Annotated in this window: 19 protein-coding genes; 7 read left to right on the forward strand and 12 right to left on the reverse strand. The window is 42.3% G+C overall.

Annotation, left to right across the window (positions count from 1 at the left end; translation table 11 throughout):
* Window positions 1-7 precede the first annotated feature (7 nt).
* Complete coding sequence (locus C0V70_RS10245; RefSeq protein ID WP_102243769.1) at window positions 8-1,042, reverse strand: 3-oxoacyl-ACP synthase; 1,035 nt, start codon at window positions 1,040-1,042, stop codon at window positions 8-10.
* On the reverse strand, window positions 1,039-1,851 hold the full coding sequence (locus C0V70_RS10250; protein WP_102243770.1) for an alpha/beta fold hydrolase: 813 nt from the start codon (window positions 1,849-1,851) through the stop codon (window positions 1,039-1,041). The genes C0V70_RS10245 and C0V70_RS10250 overlap by 4 nt, the downstream gene beginning before the upstream one ends.
* A 190-nt stretch (window positions 1,852-2,041) precedes the next feature.
* On the opposite strand from C0V70_RS10250, the gene C0V70_RS10255 reads away from it, so the two are divergent.
* Window positions 2,042-3,022, forward strand: a complete 981-nt coding sequence (locus tag C0V70_RS10255) for an extracellular catalytic domain type 1 short-chain-length polyhydroxyalkanoate depolymerase (RefSeq protein WP_102243771.1) — start codon at window positions 2,042-2,044, stop codon at window positions 3,020-3,022.
* Here C0V70_RS10255 and C0V70_RS10260 read toward each other — a convergent pair whose 3' ends face one another.
* The 4 genes from C0V70_RS10260 to C0V70_RS10275 form a co-directional block, all read right to left on the reverse strand.
* Window positions 3,023-3,517 (reverse strand): hypothetical protein, encoded by a 495-nt coding sequence (locus C0V70_RS10260; protein ID WP_102243772.1) that lies wholly within the window; start codon window positions 3,515-3,517, stop codon window positions 3,023-3,025. It lies immediately after the preceding gene.
* 8 nt (window positions 3,518-3,525) lie between these two features.
* Window positions 3,526-4,878 (reverse strand): di-heme oxidoreductase family protein, encoded by a 1,353-nt coding sequence (locus tag C0V70_RS10265; RefSeq protein WP_102243773.1) that lies wholly within the window; start codon window positions 4,876-4,878, stop codon window positions 3,526-3,528.
* A gap of 1 nt (window position 4,879) precedes the next feature.
* On the reverse strand, window positions 4,880-5,983 hold the full coding sequence (locus C0V70_RS10270) for an imelysin family protein (RefSeq protein ID WP_158649645.1): 1,104 nt from the start codon (window positions 5,981-5,983) through the stop codon (window positions 4,880-4,882).
* A 154-nt stretch (window positions 5,984-6,137) separates the two neighbouring features.
* The gene (locus C0V70_RS10275) at window positions 6,138-7,004 is read right to left on the reverse strand and encodes a hypothetical protein (RefSeq protein WP_102243775.1); all 867 of its coding nucleotides are present in this window, start codon (window positions 7,002-7,004) and stop codon (window positions 6,138-6,140) included.
* Between the two features lie 153 nt (window positions 7,005-7,157).
* On the opposite strand from C0V70_RS10275, the gene C0V70_RS10280 reads away from it, so the two are divergent.
* The 5 genes from C0V70_RS10280 to C0V70_RS10300 all read left to right on the forward strand — a co-directional run bounded on the left by C0V70_RS10280 (window position 7,158) and on the right by C0V70_RS10300 (window position 13,713).
* Window positions 7,158-7,988, forward strand: coding sequence for an alpha-ketoglutarate-dependent dioxygenase AlkB (locus C0V70_RS10280; protein ID WP_102243776.1), 831 nt, complete (start codon window positions 7,158-7,160; stop codon window positions 7,986-7,988).
* A 41-nt stretch (window positions 7,989-8,029) separates the two neighbouring features.
* Window positions 8,030-9,808: a monovalent cation:proton antiporter-2 (CPA2) family protein gene (locus tag C0V70_RS10285; protein ID WP_102243777.1), complete on the forward strand. Its 1,779-nt coding sequence runs from the start codon at window positions 8,030-8,032 to the stop codon at window positions 9,806-9,808.
* A gap of 62 nt (window positions 9,809-9,870) precedes the next feature.
* On the forward strand, window positions 9,871-10,482 hold the full coding sequence (gene lexA / locus C0V70_RS10290) for a transcriptional repressor LexA (protein ID WP_102243778.1): 612 nt from the start codon (window positions 9,871-9,873) through the stop codon (window positions 10,480-10,482).
* Window positions 10,483-10,543: 61 nt separating this feature from the next.
* The gene (dinB, locus tag C0V70_RS10295; protein ID WP_102243779.1) at window positions 10,544-11,641 is read left to right on the forward strand and encodes a DNA polymerase IV; all 1,098 of its coding nucleotides are present in this window, start codon (window positions 10,544-10,546) and stop codon (window positions 11,639-11,641) included.
* A gap of 2 nt (window positions 11,642-11,643) precedes the next feature.
* On the forward strand, window positions 11,644-13,713 hold the full coding sequence (locus C0V70_RS10300; RefSeq protein ID WP_102243780.1) for an alpha/beta fold hydrolase: 2,070 nt from the start codon (window positions 11,644-11,646) through the stop codon (window positions 13,711-13,713).
* Here C0V70_RS10300 and C0V70_RS10305 read toward each other — a convergent pair.
* Window positions 13,696-14,055 (reverse strand): Hpt domain-containing protein, encoded by a 360-nt coding sequence (locus C0V70_RS10305; RefSeq protein ID WP_102243781.1) that lies wholly within the window; start codon window positions 14,053-14,055, stop codon window positions 13,696-13,698. The genes C0V70_RS10300 and C0V70_RS10305 overlap by 18 nt on opposite strands.
* Before the next feature lie 70 nt (window positions 14,056-14,125).
* Here C0V70_RS10305 and C0V70_RS10310 point away from each other — a divergent pair, with 70 nt between their 5' ends.
* On the forward strand, window positions 14,126-14,446 hold the full coding sequence (locus C0V70_RS10310; protein WP_102243782.1) for a hypothetical protein: 321 nt from the start codon (window positions 14,126-14,128) through the stop codon (window positions 14,444-14,446).
* Window positions 14,447-14,483: 37 nt separating this feature from the next.
* Here C0V70_RS10310 and C0V70_RS10315 read toward each other — a convergent pair whose 3' ends face one another.
* The 5 genes from C0V70_RS10315 to eno all read right to left on the reverse strand — a co-directional run bounded on the left by C0V70_RS10315 (window position 14,484) and on the right by eno (window position 19,177).
* Window positions 14,484-15,215, reverse strand: coding sequence for a hypothetical protein (locus C0V70_RS10315; protein ID WP_102243783.1), 732 nt, complete (start codon window positions 15,213-15,215; stop codon window positions 14,484-14,486).
* A gap of 77 nt (window positions 15,216-15,292) precedes the next feature.
* On the reverse strand, window positions 15,293-16,465 hold the full coding sequence (locus C0V70_RS10320; protein WP_102243784.1) for a hypothetical protein: 1,173 nt from the start codon (window positions 16,463-16,465) through the stop codon (window positions 15,293-15,295).
* Window positions 16,458-17,054 carry a basic helix-loop-helix domain-containing protein gene (locus C0V70_RS10325; protein ID WP_102243785.1) on the reverse strand — a complete coding sequence of 199 codons (597 nt, stop codon included), beginning with the start codon at window positions 17,052-17,054 and terminating at the stop codon, window positions 16,458-16,460. The genes C0V70_RS10320 and C0V70_RS10325 overlap by 8 nt, the downstream gene beginning before the upstream one ends.
* A 66-nt stretch (window positions 17,055-17,120) precedes the next feature.
* A complete protein-coding gene (locus tag C0V70_RS10330; protein WP_102243786.1) occupies window positions 17,121-17,846 on the reverse strand; it encodes an ATP-binding protein in 726 nt (241 codons plus the stop codon).
* Window positions 17,847-17,896: 50 nt separating this feature from the next.
* Window positions 17,897-19,177 carry a phosphopyruvate hydratase gene (gene eno, locus C0V70_RS10335; protein ID WP_102243787.1) on the reverse strand — a complete coding sequence of 427 codons (1,281 nt, stop codon included), beginning with the start codon at window positions 19,175-19,177 and terminating at the stop codon, window positions 17,897-17,899.
* Window positions 19,178-19,180 lie beyond the last annotated feature (3 nt).

Consider the following 19,180-nt stretch of genomic DNA (forward strand, 5'->3'; position numbering starts at 1 on the left):
TCTCCTTTTATCCTAAATCTTGTAGTTCATTTGTATCAAAAGTATTTGTGTCCCAACGAAGTGACATCGCCGACCACATATAACCAATCCCCGCACTCGCCAGAACGACGTGGTCACCTTTTTTAAGCTTCCCGCGTTTTTCTGCTAACCCCAAAGAAAGCACCTGATCAGGAGCTCCGAAGTGCCCGTAGTGATCCAGGTAAATTGATTGCTCTTGTTTAAGTTCCATTGGTTCTAAAATCGCATCGTGGGCCGATTTCTTCATGTGAAGAATCGCTAGATAATCGATTGGTTTTTTTAGTTCATTGTTTGAAGCTTCACGGATAACTTGCAGGAAGTTTGTGATCGATCTTTTTTCAAGTCTCTCTCTCATCCCGTCAACGTCTGGAACTTGAAGGTAGCTCATGCTCACATCAATTCCCTCTTTCCATGGATGTCTTGTTCCACCACCTGGAACGATAACATCCGTTGTGAAATCCCCGTCTGTGATAATTGAAGAGTCTAGCAATGGGTTTTCGGCCACATCACTCTTCTCAAGAAGAATCGCCGATCCACCGTCAGCAAGGTTGTATAAGAATCTTGTGTTAGCGTCTTTGTAGTTAACTAAATCACCCGTTTTGTGACCTCCACAAAGAAGAACGCGGTTGATTTTTTTATCCGTCAGCATAAGCGATTTAGCTAAATGAAGACCTAGGATTTTATTTGAACATCTCGCCGAGATATCAAAAGCGCGGGCATTTTTTAATCCCAGCTCTCTTTGAACATAAATCCCTGCCGTCCACACGATGTAGTCTTTGTATTCTGAACCTGTCCAGATCACCATATCGATTGAAAGCGGATCAATGCCTTTTAAAACTTTTCTGGCAGCGTTCACGGCCATATCACCCGGGTGAGTATTTCTATCTGCACGGCACTTTCTTACGATTCCCATTTTTTGAGAAACAACATGCTCAGGCACTCCTGATTCACGAGCGATGTGAGCTGCATCTTCAAAACCTTCTGGAAGCCAGACTGCCGCTTTTTTTAGATTGATGAATGTCATGAAAGCTTTCCTTTAAAAAAGTTATTTAGTTTTTCACCTACCAAAGTCGGCTTCTCCATGAAAAAGTAGTGATCTGTTTCAGGAATAAGTTCAACTTCTGCGTGAGGAATTTTTGTTTTAAAAATGGCAGGAGACTCCGGGCTTACAAACCTGTCACCAGCTCCGGCCAGAGCGTATGTCGGGCACTTGATGGCCGATAGGTCGTAAGGAGTTTCTAAGAATGTAACCGCCGCTTTATTCTGACGGATTTTTTCTTCCAGATCCATTGGGTTTTCCATGCGGAAATTGATAATCCTCTGGAAAATTTCCGGATGATTTTTTTCCAGTGATTCATGAGTCGTAAAACGAGTCATAAATTCCGCGTAATCTTTCGCAGGCCATAGGGCCGAAGCGCGAAGATCAGCTTCTGTTAATTTTTTTGGATGATCAAAAGTTGGAGGCCCAGATGTCGTGCACATTAATGAAAGTGCACTCACTCTCTCAGGAGCTAAACGAACAACTTCCTGAGCGATAAAGCCACCCATTGAAATTCCCATTAGTCCAAAAGTTTTTGCTCCTAGAGAATCCATCACAGCGAGAGCATCTTCTGCAAGATCCTTCATCAAATAGTCTTGTGATGTACCAGAAGATTTTCCAGTTGCACGGTTATCGATCAAAACAACTGTAAAATGTTTTTTTAGTTCGGGAACTAAATCAATAAAATTGTAATGGCTACATGTAAAACCAGAAAGGCCTAACAGGAATGGACCTGTGCCTTCTGTATAAAATGCGACATCGCCAAAATCTCGAGTGATTTTTGATAATTTCATATAGGGGTCCTCTAATGAAAAACAAAAGGAAAAATAATTTGCACGTGAAAATTCGCGCGCCACAACGAAACTGTCAAGATCAGACGGGCCATGAAAAAGCCGATATTTAGAACTTTTTTTAAACTTACTTTGTCTAACACCTACGCATTAGGCTACAAAATCTTTCACAATTGCTCTATAAAGGCGCCCTATGACACTAAAAAGACTTTATCTCCTCGTAGTATTAAACATTTGTTCAATTTCATTCGCTCTTGCGGGTACGTGGACCACTGATAAATATCAAGGAATCTACGGGGCAAGAAATTATAAAATTTATGTCCCAGATACACTTTCTTCGAGAGTAAAGCCTGCAATTGTTGTCATGCTTCACGGCTGCCAGCAGAATGCGGCCGACTTTGCAAAGGGCTCGCGTATCGAAAAGTGGGCCGACAAAGAAAAATTCATCGCTCTTTTTCCTGAACAAAATATCGCTTACAACTCTTTTAAATGTTGGAACTGGATCATGCCGGCCAACAACGCTCGCGCAGGTGAAGCGCAAGTCATTGTCGAGATGCTCGATGCAGTCATTGAAAAATACGACGCCGATAAAGAAAGAGTTTTTGCTGCCGGCATGAGTGCCGGGGCTTCCATGGTTAATATTTTAGGAAATTGTTACCCGGAAAGATTTAAAGCACTGGCCTCTCATGATGGTTCACAATTTTATTCATCTTACATGGGAATGGATTTTGCGGAAGTTGTTTTAAGTGGAGCGAATGTTCCGGCCTCAGTTGCGGGCTTCTACGGAAACAATTGTTCACTTTTTGTAGGACAACGACCAAAGGTCATGCCGATTATCATTTTCCACGGGATGAACTCACCTTTAATGAGCCCCATTCATGCTTTCCAGGTTGAAACTGAATTTAAAATTTTTAATGATTTTTTGGATAACGGAATCAGAGATAACTCTTACTTCCTGGAAAAAAATGTGAAGAGCGTTCCGGATACAAAAACGTACGGCTACACTCTATATACAACCACGAATTCAGATAAAGATATTTTTATCGAGCGCTACATGATCAACAATCTCTCTCACGGTTGGAGCGGTGGAGTTCCAGACCTTCCGTACAATGAGCCGAAAGGTCCGGATGCGAGTGCGATGATTATGAAGTTTTTTAAGCGCTTCGGCCTTTAATTATCTTCTATCGAAAACCGCTCTCACTGTATTGTTTGGACAAACATCATTTTCTTCATTCATGACTTCAAAAGCAATGAAGCGAATCCCTCTTTTTGAAGCGTAGTACTTCATTGAACTCATGTTGTAGTCAATCCAGTTCTTTGTTTCAGTACAAGCTTCAACTGATCCTGTTGAGACAACTTCAGTGTGGTCAATTTCCATCGACTTTGTATCGCGCGAGCGATTTAAAAAAAGTCCAAATGTACAAAGTCCACCGTCAGTTCCCGGGAATGTCCCTTCCACTAAAAAAGTGTTCAGGTCTTTATCAGCAGCTAACTGAAGAAAAGTGATTTTTTGGTCAGCGTATTTTTTTGGAGCTGGCCTATAATCAGTGAAAAATTCACCACAATCATAACCCACACCTTTAGCGCGAAAAGTGATCCCAGCTGGAAGCTTAAATGTTTCTGCCATGGCAGTTGTCGAGAGCATCGCTAATACTAAAAATAATTTCATAAAATCCCCTATAAACTTTTTAAGAAGGCCACGACATCGTCGCGCTCTTTTTTCGTTAGATTTAAATATTTATGTCTTGATTTTTGGGCCTCTCCTCCATGCCATAGGATTGCTTCATTAAAGTCTCTTGCTCTCCCATCATGCATTAAGCGAGTGTGACCGTTCACCACTTGAACAAGACCCAACCCCCAAAGAGGTGGTGTTCTCCATTCGCGTGTTCCGGCGTCTTCTTCATTTTTGTATGCGCCAACATCATCGGCAAGTTCATCGCCCATGTCATGAAGAAGAAAATCCGAGTATGGATAGATTGTCTGGTTGTTTAAAATTTCAAACTCTGAATTGGTCCCTGTCACATAACTTGGAGTGTGACAGCTCTGGCAGTTCATCTTCATAAAAAGAGCTTTGCCATTTTCCACTGACTTTGAACCTACATCTCTTTTAACTGGAACAGATAAAAGCTGAGTGTAAATGGTCACCTTCCCTAAAAGATCCGGAGAAATATCGTCTTGTGTTCTTTTTTTAGCGCAGTCAATCTGAACTAAAGGGCAGTCCTCTTCTGGATGAAGATAGCTGGTGATTCCGATATCGCCGTGAAAAGCAGCAGCGTTTTGTTCTAGCAAGCTCGCCTTTCCTGCTTTCCAACCAAAGCGGCCAAGCATCTTCTTTCTTTCAACGATGGAGTAAACCATATTCGGTCTTCCCGAAATGCCGTCCCCGTCTAAATCATCCGGGTCTGCCTGCTTTAAAATATCTTCTTCTTTAATATTCTCAATCAATCCAAGACCGCTCATTTGCGGGCCAACTCGGGGAGAGAAAATAGTGTTTTTTGGAAAAGCTCCAAACGCAAGATTGATAAATGTATAGCGAGGTTTTTTTAATTCATAAACCTCTCCATCACTAAATTTGCCAGTCACCGTTTCGAAGTTGACGAAAGCGTCTCCTTCACCTGGAACTCCGGCAATCCCTTGCGGGTTAAATTGCCCTCCGTAATTTTCTGGTTCGCTCACCGATCCATCAGCATTTTTCACTCTCAATCTAAATAAGAGAGAAATATCCACTTTGCCATCCTGATCTGGAAGGCCTCTTCCACGTCCATCTTTAAAGTGACAGGCCGTACATGAAGTCGCGTTGTAAGTTGGACCAAGGCCGTCTCTAATAGGAGTTGAAGATGGTGATGTCACCCAGACTGACTGGAAGAAGCTGTTACCTAAAACAAAATCTCTGCGCTCTTGTCCGCGGGCGCCACTTAACGGATGACTAAAGGCCCCCACAGATAAATCCGAAGTGCTCCCGGCACCCGCCGGGAACTCTTCGTTCGCAAAAGCAGACATTGAAAGAAGAAGATAAAGAAGTACGTGCATATTAAAAATCTACTTTAGCGTTAAGTGCTTCTGAGACTTCCACTAGATCCTTAGCAAGAACTTCCATTTCTTCAATAGCAGCTAAGATAAGCGGTCTAGATGTTTCTGAAAGAATCGCCTGGTCAAATGGAGCAGGAAGTTCAGCTAACATTTTGTGAACCTTTGCCATGCGAGCTTTGACTCTTTTAGCTAGTTCAGTATTTTTAAGAGGAGTAAGCTCTAACATTTTTGTTTCTCTTAAAACGTTTTCAACACCCCAGAAGTTCCACTGAATATCCATGTGGGTCATATCAGAAAAACACGAGTGCTCGTCTTCTTGCCCCATTGTTTCGTAGGCCACGTACATTCTTTCTCCAGAGAGTTCATCTCCAGTCATGTAGATGATTCCTGAAAGGATGTCTTTAAGTGTGCTTGTTTGTTTTTGTGATTCAAACTCAGCTCTGAAGTTCGCCTTGTTTGGCGCCCACTCATCAACTAAGCCTTGGAGGTGATCAACTAATAAATCAGCTGCGATTAAAAGATAAGCCGCTCTTCTTTCAGCGTTTAGACCTTTGCCTTTAACGTAGTCTTCGTATGATCTTCTTCCCGGGCCATCAACATAAAGGTCTTGACCCCATAGAAGAAATTCAATCGCGTGGTAACCAGTAGAGATGTTTTTTTCTCCATCAAGCTCATTAAGAGACTCAAGAAGTTCTTTATTGATCACTGGGTATTCGCTCAAATTATTGATGATCCCTGCGTTTGGTGCTCCCACAACGTAGTCGATATACGCTTCATCAAGCGGCCATGCGTTTAATAAACCTTCAGGACCACCATCGCGGTCAATGGGACCATTGTAGAAACGGAAAACTTCACTCTGTCCGTATGGAGCGCGCGCTAGCTTCCAAGAGTTCTTTGCCACTTCCATTGTCATCACACTTGGATTTTTAACAAAGTTAGCGATGTCTTCTTTTAAAGTGATCGCTGTCTTTAGCGAGTCAGAATAAGTTTTGTAGACGAGTTTTGAGTACCCTGAAATGCTCTTTGTTTGAGCTTCTTCCAGACTTTGGGCCGACACGGCCGAAAAAGAACCTAGTAAAACCAGGCAGATAAGGCTTTTAAACATGATATAATTCCTTTGTTTGTATACATGGATGTCTATTTCAACAATTGTTCGATACTTCAAACAATATCCCATGACAACGAAAAAAAGAACAAGATCAAAAAAAAGGCCCGCAAAAATGCAGGCCCTTTTAAGAGTTAGATAAATTGTGGGTTAATTAATCAAGTCTGTATAATCTTCCGTCACCAGCAACAAAGAACGATGTGTTTGTTGTAAGCGTCTTAGTCCAGTTCTTTACTGTGTAAGACATTTCAACTGTTGCACCAGCGACTACGTTTGCCGGAGTTCCAACGTTTGAGATTGCGATTAGCTGAGAACTTGCATCTAGGTCAAATCCCCAAGCGACAGAGATATTTCTAGCAGATGCTCTAATTCCTGTAAGGTATTTACCTTTTCCTTCGAACTGTCCACCGTGTTGGAACGTGATGCTGTAAACGAAGGCCACTACTTCAGAGTTAAATCCGTTAGTGTAAGAGATTTTGTAGTGCTTAGTTACTGGAATTGACCATCCACCCATGTCGTGAACAGCTGTGTCCTTAGAGTCTAGTCTTGGAAGAACAGAAACTGCTGCCATTGGGTTGTTTGTTACAACCGCTTTTCCTTTTTCAATTGTCGGGATGATTTTTTGTCCGATGGCGATTAGCTTGTCGATAACCATGATAACACCATCAAGAACTCCAGACTTCGGAGTTGGTGTTGTTCCATCAGCAGCTACGGCCGCCAGCCCTTTATTTGTTCCAGGGCTAACCACACCTTTTTCTTCAGGTGGTCTTGGTGGAATGTTTGGAACTGTTACGTTCTTTACAGTTAGTCCAAGAGTTGCATCGTTAATGAATTCCAACGCCTCTTCTTCTGTGACTTCAGTAATGCTTGGCTTGCTTAACTGGAAGTACGGGTCCTGGATCGCCATTTTGTTGGTAGTTAGGTTCGTTACCTTTACTGTTCCAGCAAATGCTTCTACTGATAGAAGTTGAGCAACAACAACTACTGCTAGAGCGGTCTTAGTTAAATTAGAAGTCTTCATGTTGTAATTCCCCCACGGTATACAATTTTCGTTAGCACGGTTTAGCAACCAAATTGTCAAAGAACAATTAAGTCTTCTAAAGTTAGTAAAAATTACATATAAAAGGGCATTGAATTTACATTCAGGGTTAAGCAAAACTAAAACTTCTTTATTATGAGCAAGAAAATTATCGTACGAAAGGATGGGCTTTTCTACCATCCGACCTTTATTAAGAAAGATGAAAGAGAGGCCATCTTGGAATGGCTGGGCACCCTTCACCCTATCTGGGAGATGCGCTACTCTGAAAACAACCCGCCGCCCGAGGGCGATACACAAAGGCAGCTTCTGCGCCCGGTGTACTGGTTAGGAAACTGGCAGTTTGCCTGCCTTAATTACTATCACCCGCCAAAAGGCATCCATAACAGATGCATTAAGGCCGAAGATTACCCGAAGGCCTTAAAAAAGATCCTAGAGACCATTGAAGGCATTACTAAGATGCATTTTAAAAAGCACGAAGTCCCTCGCGGATGGAAGCTCAATACGTGCCTGATCAATTTTTATGGAACATCTATTGATGAGACCGGGAAAAAAATCGACACCGCTCGCGTAGGCGATCATAAAGACTTTGAACTTGGGCCAGTGGCCTCTATTTCTTTTGGAGAGAGGGCCTTCTTCCAATTTGTTCTCGGGAAAAAAGACCTCAAAAACAATGTGATCTATGAGCAGTGGTTAGAAGATTCTTCGTTGCAGATCTTTGGTGGGGAACTTTATAAAGATAAGGCCTTCCACCGCGTTCAGCGCGTAGAGAATAAACTTAAGACGGTCTTCAAACTGAATGTGGAAAACTTCGAGACGAGAAGAATTAACTTCACCTTTAGATACGTACCAGAAGAGCACATAATTCCCTTTAAGGAACTGCCTGCGCCACAAAAAAGCGATGTCACGGGTTATATGCAGATGCTTGCCCGCTACTCACCTCATTTTGAGCGCGCCTTAAAGGAATAAAAAACTAGTAAAAATAAATCGCACAGAGTTTAATAGAGGGCATGAATTCATTTATCAATCAGGCCCTCGTTTTAATCGGTTCAGCAGTTATTCTCGTCCCCATTTTCACCCGTTTGGGTTTGGGGTCTATTCTTGGCTATCTTATCGCCGGAATCCTCGTGGGTCCTTTTGGATTTGACCACGCCCATGAAACAGAAAACATTAAACACTTTTCAGAACTAGGAGTGATCCTTCTTCTTTTCATTATTGGCCTAGAAATCCAGCCAAAAAAACTCTGGCAGATGCGGACAAAACTTGTAGGCCTTGGTGGTCTTCAGGTCTTAGTCTGTACATTGGTTTTCATGGGAATTGGATTGCAACTTGGCCTTAGCACTGTCTCAACAGTAGTCATTGGTTTTGCCCTTTCTCTTTCTTCAACGGCCTTTGCGCTTCAGACATTAAGTGAAAGAAGCCAGCTTGGAACAGAGTTTGGCCAGTCTTCATTTGCTGTTTTACTAATGCAAGACTTACTGGCGATCCCAGCTCTTGCCATCATTCCAACTCTCGCTGACACGGGGTCGAGTTCACTTAACATGGGGACTTTCCTCAAGTTCGTTTTAATCATCACCTTCTTAGTTTTTGCCAGCCGTTTTATGATCAGGCCGATTTTCCGCGTAATCAGCGCCACAAGAATCAGAGAACTCTTTACTGCCGTTACACTCGTCATTGTTTTAGGTGTGGCCGCTCTAATGCTCTCAATTGGTCTCTCTGCAGCTCTGGGGACTTTTATTGCCGGCGTTCTTCTGGCCGACTCTGAATACCGCCACGAACTTGAAGCCGACCTAGGCCCGTTTAAGAATCTTTTAATGGGACTTTTCTTTATCGGTGTTGGTATGAGTGTAAACCTGGACCTGGTGATTTCAAAACCTCTAATGGTCATCGGTCTCTCAGTTGCCTACCTGATTTTTAAACACCTACTTCTCTTTTTCATCGCCCGTTCATTTAAGATGGACAAGATGAATTCAAAACTCATGTCACTTGCTATCGGACAAGGGGGGGAATTTGCTTTCGTCATTTTTGGAATAGCCCTGACATATAACCTGGCCGATCCAGACATTCTTTCTCTTTTAACCGTGGTGATCACCATCTCAATGGCGATGAGTCCGCTGTTAATTTTACTAAACGACAAGTACGAGGCCATCGCTTGTAAAAATAGCAATACTCCTAACTACGATACCATTCAGGATGAGTCTCCTGAAGTGATCATCGCAGGCTTCGGTCGCTTCGGACAAATCTTTGCTCGCGTTTTGCGCACACAAAAAATTCCTTTCACGGCCATTGACCGCGACCCGAACCAGATTGAACTGGTGAGACGTTTTAGCCACAAAGTTTATTATGGAGATGCTTCAAGGCTCGACATTCTCGAGGCCGCAGGTATCGCCAAGGCAAAATACTTTGTTCTGGCCATCGATGACGTTGAAGATTCAATTAAAGCGGCCAAGACGATCAGAGAAAAATACCCACACGTTAAAATCTTTGCCCGCTCAAGAAACCGTGGTCACTCATTCGATATGATGGATATGGGGGTTCACCGAATTAAGCGCGAGACATTTGATTCGAGTTTAAATTTCGCCAGCGACCTCTTAATTGAGATGGGTCAGTCAGAAGAAAAAGTGCACGCGCTTATTAAAAAGTTCGCCGCCCACGATCTTGCAATGATCACTGAGCAACACAAAGTGCGCAACGACGAGAAACAATTCTTGTCTGTGTATCATCAGGCCCAGGCCCAATTGGCCGAGGTTTTAAGCCGCGATGATAGTTCTGGGGTGGAGCAAAAATAATAAGTTAGAAAAAAATTTGCCGAGCTGTTGACTTACGCAAAAGTTACGCCTATGCTTATTTTATGGCGATTACAAAAAAACAAAAAGAATTCTATGATTACATTGTGGCCTACAATAAAGAGCATGGCCACTCCCCAACTCAAAAAGAAATCAAAGACCACTTTGGGCTTAAATCTTTTGGATCAGTCCAAAAGTACCTTCAGTACTTAAATAAAGAAGGACTGATTGAAAGAGAATGGAACCAGCGCAGAAGCCTGGAAATCAAAAATGACGAAGCCGAATCCGACTCAGACCAAATCCCTCTACTGGGTATGGTAGCTGCCGGTAACCCGATTGAGGCCATTGAAAACGCCACTAACATGATCTCTGTTCCGCGCACCTTTATTAAAGGTGGATTCAAATATTTCGCCCTGACAGTTAAAGGGGATTCAATGATTGAAGCGGGAATCCTTGAAGGAGACGTTATTGTCTGCCGTTCAACCAAAGAAGCACGCAATGGCCAGATCGTCGTAGCAGTCATTGATGGTGAAGCGACAGTAAAAACCTTCAGCCAACAGAAAAAAGCAATTGAACTCCTTCCTGCAAATAGAAACTACTCACCTATCGTCGTCGACGAAAATGTGGCCGATTTTAAAATTGTAGGAAACTTAGTAGGACTTCTTCGCTCCTACTGATCTTTAGCGAAAAATAAATAAATTGAACGCGCAATTTTGCGTGAATGGATAGTTACGTCTTATGGTTCGAAAAATAATACATGTAGATATGGATTGTTTTTACGCTCAAGTAGAGATGCGTGATCGTCCAGAACTAAAGAATGTTCCCCTGGCCATTGGTGGGGCACCAGGAACTCGCAGCGTCCTTTGCACAAGTAACTATATTGCCCGCAAGTTCGGGGTGAAATCAGCAATGCCTACGGATTACGCCGTCAGGCTTTGCCCTAATTTGGTGATCCTTCCACCAAATTTTAGAAAATATAAAAAGGCCTCAGAGATCATTCAGAACATTTTTCTGAAGTACTCTCACAAGGTAGAAACTGTGTCTTTAGATGAAGCCTATATCGACGTCAGTGATCATATAAGTGCGACAGATATTGGTCGAATGATTAAAGAAGACATTTTAAAAGCAACAGGGCTTACGGCCTCAGTGGGGATTGCACCTAATAAGTTTCTGGCAAAAATCGCCAGCGACTGGAAAAAGCCCAATGGTTTTTTCGTCATCAAACCCCACGAAGTGCAAAGCTTTATTAAAGAGCTTCCAGTTAAACTTATTCCTGGTGTCGGTAAAAAAGGACACCAGCATTTAGAAAGTCTAGGCATTAAAACTTGCGAAGACTTGAGGCGATTCCCTCCAGAAGTATTGGCCTTAAGTTTTGGCAAGTTTAGCCTGGATCTTTTTTATTACGCTCAAGGAATTGACGATCGAGAAGTCTGCACAGACTGGGAGAGAAAATCTCTTAGTGTGGAAAATACTTTTTTAAAAGACATGACCAATCCGGAAGAAATGAAGCTTTATTTGGAAGAACTTCTCTCAGAGATGAAAGGTCGTGTAGAGCGTCACCTTGAAGATGAGCCCCATAAAAAAATAAAAAAGATTTTTGTCAAAGTGAAGTATTCTGACTTTAAACAGTCGACTTCTGAAGAGACACTCATTCCTTTTGAGTTTGAGGAGAATCATTTTGACAAGCTGGCCAATATCGAAAGCTATTACCGCTTGCTCAATGTTAGCCTTGCAAAAAAAAGTAGCCCTGTACGTCTTCTTGGTGTTGGAGTAAGATTTCTAACAGGAGAAGAAGCCGATCCCATTCAATTAAGCCTGCTTCCTCTCTGTGCTTAAGCATGGAACATTTAAATTTAAGAGCCTACTGCGCCCAATTTTTGGAAGACAATCGTCTTGGGGACCTTCCTTTTTTTAAAGAAGAAGATTACACCTCAAATTACCGCGATCTTATTGAACTTTCTTTGTCATTGGCCGACTCTCTTAAAGATGAAGGCAGCTATTACGCTTTAAAAATCGACTCCCCTTATTTTTTCTTTGCCCACTTACTCGCCTCCATTTTTGCTAAAAAAGATGTCGTCGTTCTTTCTTCCAAAGAACCAGAAAGCGCTCTTTTCTCTTATCAAAGGACCCTGGGTTTTAAACGAATCATTACTGGAGTTATTGGTTCTGGGAAAAAAGATTCTCATTTTCCTGACATCGAGATCAATGAATCGTCTATGGCCTTTAGTATTTTAAGCTCTGGCTCAAGCGGGCCATCTAAGGCCATCTTTCTTTCTTTAAAAAATGTTTATGCTTCGGCAACAAGTGTGATTGATTTTTTCAAGATGAGTAAAGACGATACTAGTTTTATGAATCTTCCTCATCACCACATCGGTGGAATGATGATTTTATGGAGAGCATTTTTTAGTATGGGGTCTTTGACCAATGTGCGCGAAAATAGCTTTCAGTTTATTTCTTTAGTGCCGCTACAATTTAAGCGCGCGCTCACAGACCCCTCTGAACTCGCATCGCTAAAAAAATGCCGAGGAATTCTCATTGGGGGTGCTCCTTTAAATGAGGAGTTAAAATTAGAAGCAAAAAAAGAAAATCTTCCTGTCTTTGAAACCTATGGCATGAGTGAAACGTCTTCACTGGTCATGCTCAATGGCACTCCTTTAAAAGGGCAAACTGTTAAGCTCGATGAAAACGGATACTTTTTAATTAAAGGGCCGACTCTTTCTCCTGGCGCTCCTGTTGATAGTGAAGGATTTTTTCACACTAAAGATATTGGCGTTAAAAATGCCGATGGCACTCTTTCATTTTCTCACCGTGGAGACATTCTTTTTAAAAGCGGTGGCGAACTCATCAATCCCATTGAGGTGGAGGCCAAGGTTAAAGAACTGCCCTGGATGGCCGAGGCCGTGTCGGTGGGAATTAACCATCACGAATGGACCAAGGCCCAGGCCCTGGTTTTTAAGAGCACTGACCCCGACAAAACAATTGATGATATTAAGGCCCATTTAAAAAAAGAACTTCACCCTTATCTCATCCCTCGTTATTTTTATCCGGCAGGAAAAGACCTGGTAAGAGAAGGAATGAAACCAAAGCGTTTTGAAGTGGCGAACTTTGCCCGCGAAGAGTTTTTTAAAAATCTTCTACACCATCTCTACATTCCCCACCCCAATGCCAAAAGGCTTGTCGTGTTCTTCCATGGTTTTATGGAAGATCACAGCGATATGATTCCTTTAATGGATTCTCACCATCAATGCGCTTATCTCTTTATTGATTTCCCAGGCCACGGTAAAAGCCGTGCAGGGGCCTTTAAAAAGCGCGAAGATGTTTTCTACTACCTAAGCGAGTTGATTCTCTTTAAAGCTCAGGGACTCCCTTATACGCTTTATGGCTACTCAATGGGAGGAAGGATTGCTCTAGAATTGGCCCTTGATTATTTAAGGCCAGAGCAATTGATTTTGGAGTCTTCACACTTTGGGTTTAAGACGGCCGAAGAAAAAAGGACGAGACTTGAATCTGACCGCTTGCTTTTTAAAGATGTCAAAGATGACAATGACCTGAGGATCTTTTTTGAAAGCTGGTATAAAAACCCGATCTTTACCGGGTATAATCAGTCTGCTCATTATTCAATAGATTTGGAAAAAAAACTCACACATGCACCTAAAGAGTGGCAGGCCTCAATGGAGTTTAACTCTCCAGGAACCTCGCCTTATTTCTATCAGGAAGTAATGGCAAAACTCTCGCTCTTAAAAGTTGTGGGAATTGTCGGAAGCCTGGATGCTAAATACAAAACTCACTTCAACGAAGTAAAGGCCCAGCTCGCCGATCTCCACTTGTATGAAATCAAAGGCGCTGGCCACAATCCACACAAGACACACTTGAGTGACATCAAAAATATTTTAAGGAACTTTATCTAGAGATTTTTTAAGAACAAGAGTTTCTTCTAATAAAAGTGTTAGTTGAGACTCTAAAGCTTTCAGTAGTGAGTGCGTGTTTTCAAAATTGGACTTCTTACCAGACATCTCTAATTCATAAGCAATATTACTTCCTTCTTCCGAGAAAAAATTTCTAAAGACACCTTTAAATGTGTGAGCGCTTAAGGAAAGTTTAGCCGCATCCTGTTCTTTGACTGCGCTACGAAGAGTCTCAAGCAGAGCAGGTGAAGACTTTTGAAAATTAACAATCATATCCTGAAGGATCTCTTCATCTCCTTCAAATTGCTCTATTAATAGTGCCCAGTTAAATGACTTATATTCCATACTCTCGCTATCTTAACTAAAAACCCTTTAGGATTAAAGTTTTTTCGTTTTCCGACCGATAAGTTCAAGTATGACAGATGGAGTTCGCAAACTCGATTTATTAAGAGGTTTCTACCGGGCCCAGGCACGTGCCTCAGGCAGTGAAAGTAGCGAACTCAAAGAAATCGCCAGCGAGCTTAAAATCGCCAACGAACTAAAGGCACAAGAAGAAGTCGAAATCACCAATGCGACTGGCTCACCTTATCTTCAAGATCAATCCTGGCAAAAAAAAGGAGTTCTTTTAGGATCGGCCGAAGAGAGCGACTGGAAGAAAGTTAAGAGTTACGAAGAGGCCCATGATAAAACTCTTCCACTCTCCAGAGAAAACCTCAAAAAATTAAATATCATCTAGAAATAAAAAAGGGACCTTCGGGTCCCTTTTTTTATTTCTACTTTTTACCTTTTTTCTTTTTCATCTTGATTAAGAAGAATGCAATCGCGGCCACTGCAATGATTCCGATGATTGTTGTCGTCTCATCACCACCAGAGCCATCTTTTCCTTTTTTCTGCATTGAGATGTCAGCTTGTGTCCCTTGGTCTGGAATGTATGTTCCTTCTCCAATTAAGTCACCTTCTTGTTGCTTAACTCTCGTTGCTCCTTGAGCATTTGATTTTTGGTCAAATACTTTTAGAGTAGCAATAATTTTTTCAAAAATGTCCTGGTAAGCATCGTAGTGATCTTTAGCAACTGAGAACGTTACTGCGATCCCTAGAGAGTCTTTTACTGTCGCTAGGTATCTCGTATAGAAACCTGGAACTTCAGAAGCTAAGTGAAGTGAGTCAACCCATTTTTGTCCGTTGATCTCTCTTACAGTTACTGATTTTGCTTCCGAAATTTGTGTCTTTCCACCTGGAAGTGTGAATGACTTCGGCGCTTTTAAATACGCTTGGTATTCATCAAGAGAGTCTTGCTCTCCTCTATATTTAGCGGCCAAAATGATGATGGCCTCTTTCTTACGGTCTTTATTTTCACTCTGACAAACCCACTCAGATCCTTCCAGAGCACAGTCCCAACCATTAGGAAGTTCGAACTCTGAGAACTGGCTAGAAAATGTCTTAGCAAAAACATTTGTCGAAAGCGCCAGGGATAGAGCGATAAACATTAAACGAAAGCTTTTCATGCCGTTTCCTCAAGTTTTAATAATAATAGTTTAATTTTATCACCATGCTGATTATTATCAAACAGTTAAATTCTTTCCTAGTACCCGCGAGCGGCGAAGCCCGGTTTAATTTCAATCTCTTTGTACTTTTTCACGAGCTTAATAATTGACCAATCTGCCCCGATTTCATAAGCGATGCCAGAGGCCACCAGGACGTTACCGCCAAAATAATCTGTCTGATAGATATCAAACTTCATCCCTTTTTCAACATCGGTCGATAGACCCTGGTCGATACGAATGAAGTTCCCTCTAGCAGAGACCTTTAAGACTGAGCCATCAACAATGTACTCCTTAAACGACTCTACCTTCACCGACTCTGGAGTCACCCCTTCAGAGTTCCAGGTAAGGCTTGCCAAAAGCGAGCTTCCTTTATCTGTTGAGCGCCCGGAAACCACGGTCTGCCCTTTGATCCCAAAAAGGATTTTATCAAAAGCATAGTTGGCCCCGACATAAGGAGCGAGCTTTTCGCGGTTAATGCTGTAGAAAAGTTTTGAAGCCCCTGTGGCCTGAACTGGTTTTAAAAGCGGTGTCTCAGTGAACTGATCTTTTTTAAGTGAATAAATCCCCTCTACACCGGCCAGAAGACCAAGCTTCGTAAGGCGGTACATCCCTTCAAGCTTGTAGACAACTTCTTCTGAGTTGTCGTTGGCCGGGTTATTGTAACCCACTTTCATATCCCACTTCCATGAAGCTGATGAATAAGTGGCCAAGAGGTCTACACCGTACTCGCTCCCGGCATCTCCTAAGATAACTTCTTCTGTCGGAAGCTGGGCCGTTCCATCATAAGTAGCATTTGAATAAAGTGTCTGGCGATAGTGGGCCGCAATGGCATAGCGAAGATTGCCGATAGGATCAAAAGCGTATTTTCCTTCTATCGCTACAGATTCAGGGCCTGAATTACTTGCAGTGACATCATTTAATGTTGACGTAACACTTCTAAAGCGTCCAAAAAGAGTGGCCTCAAGATTTTTACTAATCCCATAAGACACGCCAAAATCCACATCAATCAGACGGTACTCTGATCCGTCAGCAAGAGTTGTTTCAACTCCCTCTTCATCTAGGGTTGCCGAGGTTTGCCAGACCATTGCGCTGGTCATAATAGAGTAGGCCTTTGGGTTTAAAAGCTCTGCACCCCCGCGGTGAGCGGCCAGGGCAAAGGCCTCACTAAAAGGCAGAGACATCAGGGAGATCAGACAAAGTAATTTACGCATACAATTGGTTCACGAAAAAAAAATGATTCCGGTTATCGAAATCAAAAAGGTTATTCTTGTTTTTCCACTCTCTGGGAGTTTTCAGAAAAAGCACAAAGCTTTCGGCCACCATCACAAAGGGAGAAGAGAATTCGATCTTGGCCGTTTCAATCGTTGCTTCCATACTGTCGGTGAATTCAAATCGACCGATAGGTAAAAGCGGATTGCCGGCATTTTTACTTTTATTAAATTTTACTCCATATTCTTTTAGAAAAAAATAGAGCGATTCCTGACAGTGTAAGATGTCTGGCGAGATGATCGGAGTCAGAGAGAGCACTCCTTTTTTTCCCATAGAAAAAGTGATGCCGTTAAACTCCATCTGTGAAAGAGCATCCAGTCCATAAAGGTGGCCTTCAAGTAGCTCCGTGAGCTCTTCAACAAATTTTGTCTCATCTTCTTTTCTTTGAAAGTCGACTGAAAAAGGCGGAAGGATCGTCAGCTGAAGGACTTCAGCTTTTTCGAATTTAGGATCAAAGCGCTTCCTGAAGCTTTCGATCTTTTTGTAGTGGATAGAGCCTGGATCAAACGTTAACCCGATAAAGTATTCCATGCTCACTCCTTCTTGGATTGATTCTATACTTAATAGATTAAGAATAATTTAGACTGGTGACAAGTCTTAAGCAGCGATTTTCTCGGATTTTACTGCCTTCGTTGGAAGAAAGAGACGATTCACCCACGTGTTCTCGAAGATCTCAAAAGAAAAACTTCCGCCGTTTTCTTCAGCGAGATGATGAATAGACTCTAGTCCCAGGCCTTGAATAGGAGTCACGTTTTCGGCCAGGATTACCTGTGATAAATACTCCGGTAAATTTCCTTCATCAGTTTTTTTCATGTAGTTCTTAGTTTTGATAAATAACCCGGTCTCTTTTAAAAAGAATTCAAACTCCACCGACTCCACACGTGCCTCAGCGATGTTTTTAACCAGGTTGTTCATAATACGATAAAAGCATGGGTAATAAATCTGTGCGCTCTCCACTGATGGCCCTTCCATCTTAAAACTTGAACTGACGTTCATGTCTCCCATATAGGTTGCAGAAAGCTGAGCAAAAGAGAGTTTGGCCACGCTAAAAGGCACCCAGTCTAACGTTACGGCCAGATTCTTGTGTCTGAAGTTATAGTGATCACGGATAAGGCTTTGAAGAGTTTTAATCTCTCCTACCAGCATCTTGAGATCAGCGGCAGGAACGTCTTCTTTATCAATTTCTTTTTGTCCCAAATAAAGAAGCAGCCCGTGAGTGTGATTGATGACATCGTGGAAAAAGAGGCGCTCTTTTAAATCTCCTTCAAGAGGAAGAGGTTTGTTGTGAGCAGTAGATGGAGATTTCTTTTTTAAAGTAAACACAGGGTCCTCTCTTTAAGCTTTACGCTTTTTGAGAAGACCCTGTGACAAGACTATTTTACCGGAATGTAAAGTGCGTCTGCCCCAAGCTCTTCTTCAATGCGAAGAAGCTGATTGTATTTTTCCATACGGTCAGATCTGCTCGCTGAGCCTGTCTTAATGTGCGCACAACCTGTGGCCACAGCAAGATCAGCAATGAAAGAGTCGCCGGTTTCCCCTGAGCGGTGTGAAACGATGGCCTTGTAGTTGTTATTAAACCCAAGCTCCATTGCTTCGAAAGTTTCGCTCATTGTTCCGATCTGGTTTACTTTCACCAGAATGGCATTGGCCTCACCTGCTTTAATCCCCGCTTCAAAAATCTTTTTGTTTGTTACGAATAAATCGTCTCCAACAAGAGTGATTTTTGAACCAAGAGCTTTTGTCAGCTCGATCCATCCCTGGTGATCCCCTTCATCGAGACCATCCTCAATGGAATATATCGGATACTTGGCCGCTAAATCTGAATAGTATTTAACCATGTCAGAAGTAGAAAAAACTTTCCCCTGCATATGGTATTTTCCATCCTTGTAGAACTCGCTTGCCGCTGCATCCAAAGAGATAGACATATCGACACCTGGTTTATACCCGGCGTTTGTAATCGCTTTTAGAATAAGTTCAATAGCTTCCTCGTGTGATTGAAGATCCGGAGCAAATCCACCTTCATCACCGACGTTAGTTGAGTGATTTCCTTCAGAAAGAACTTTCTTAAGCGAGTGAAACACTTCAACACCTGCGCGAAGGTTGTCGCCAAAAGATTTTTTCATGTGTGGAACGATCATGAACTCCTGGATGTCCAGGTTATTTGAAGCGTGCGATCCACCGTTGATGATGTTCATTAAAGGAGATGGCATAACATATTTTTTGTGCGAGTTTGGCGCTTTACACTTTTCAAACATGTACTTATAGAGGCTCATGTTTAAATCCATGGCCCCAGCACGGCAAACGGCCATCGACACACCTAAAAGAGCATTGGCCCCAAGCTTAGATTTGTTTTCTGTTCCATCCATTTCCAGCATGATTGAATCAATCTTTTTTAGTTCCGTTGAATCCATCCCCACAATTTTTGGTGCGATGATTTCATTGACGTTTTTTACTGCTTTTAAAACAGATTTTCCCATGTAGTAAGACTTGTCGCCATCGCGAAGTTCAAGGGCTTCCTTTGAACCAGTTGAAGCTCCTGATGGAACAGCTGCGCGTGCAAGGTTGCCGGCTTCAGTGACGACATCAACTTCTACCGTTGGGTTTCCACGTGAATCCAGAATCTGGCGGGCCTTAATAGACTTAATTTTTGACATAAA

This window comes from Bacteriovorax stolpii (assembly GCF_002872415.1).
GTDB lineage: Bacteria > Bdellovibrionota > Bacteriovoracia > Bacteriovoracales > Bacteriovoracaceae > Bacteriovorax > Bacteriovorax stolpii.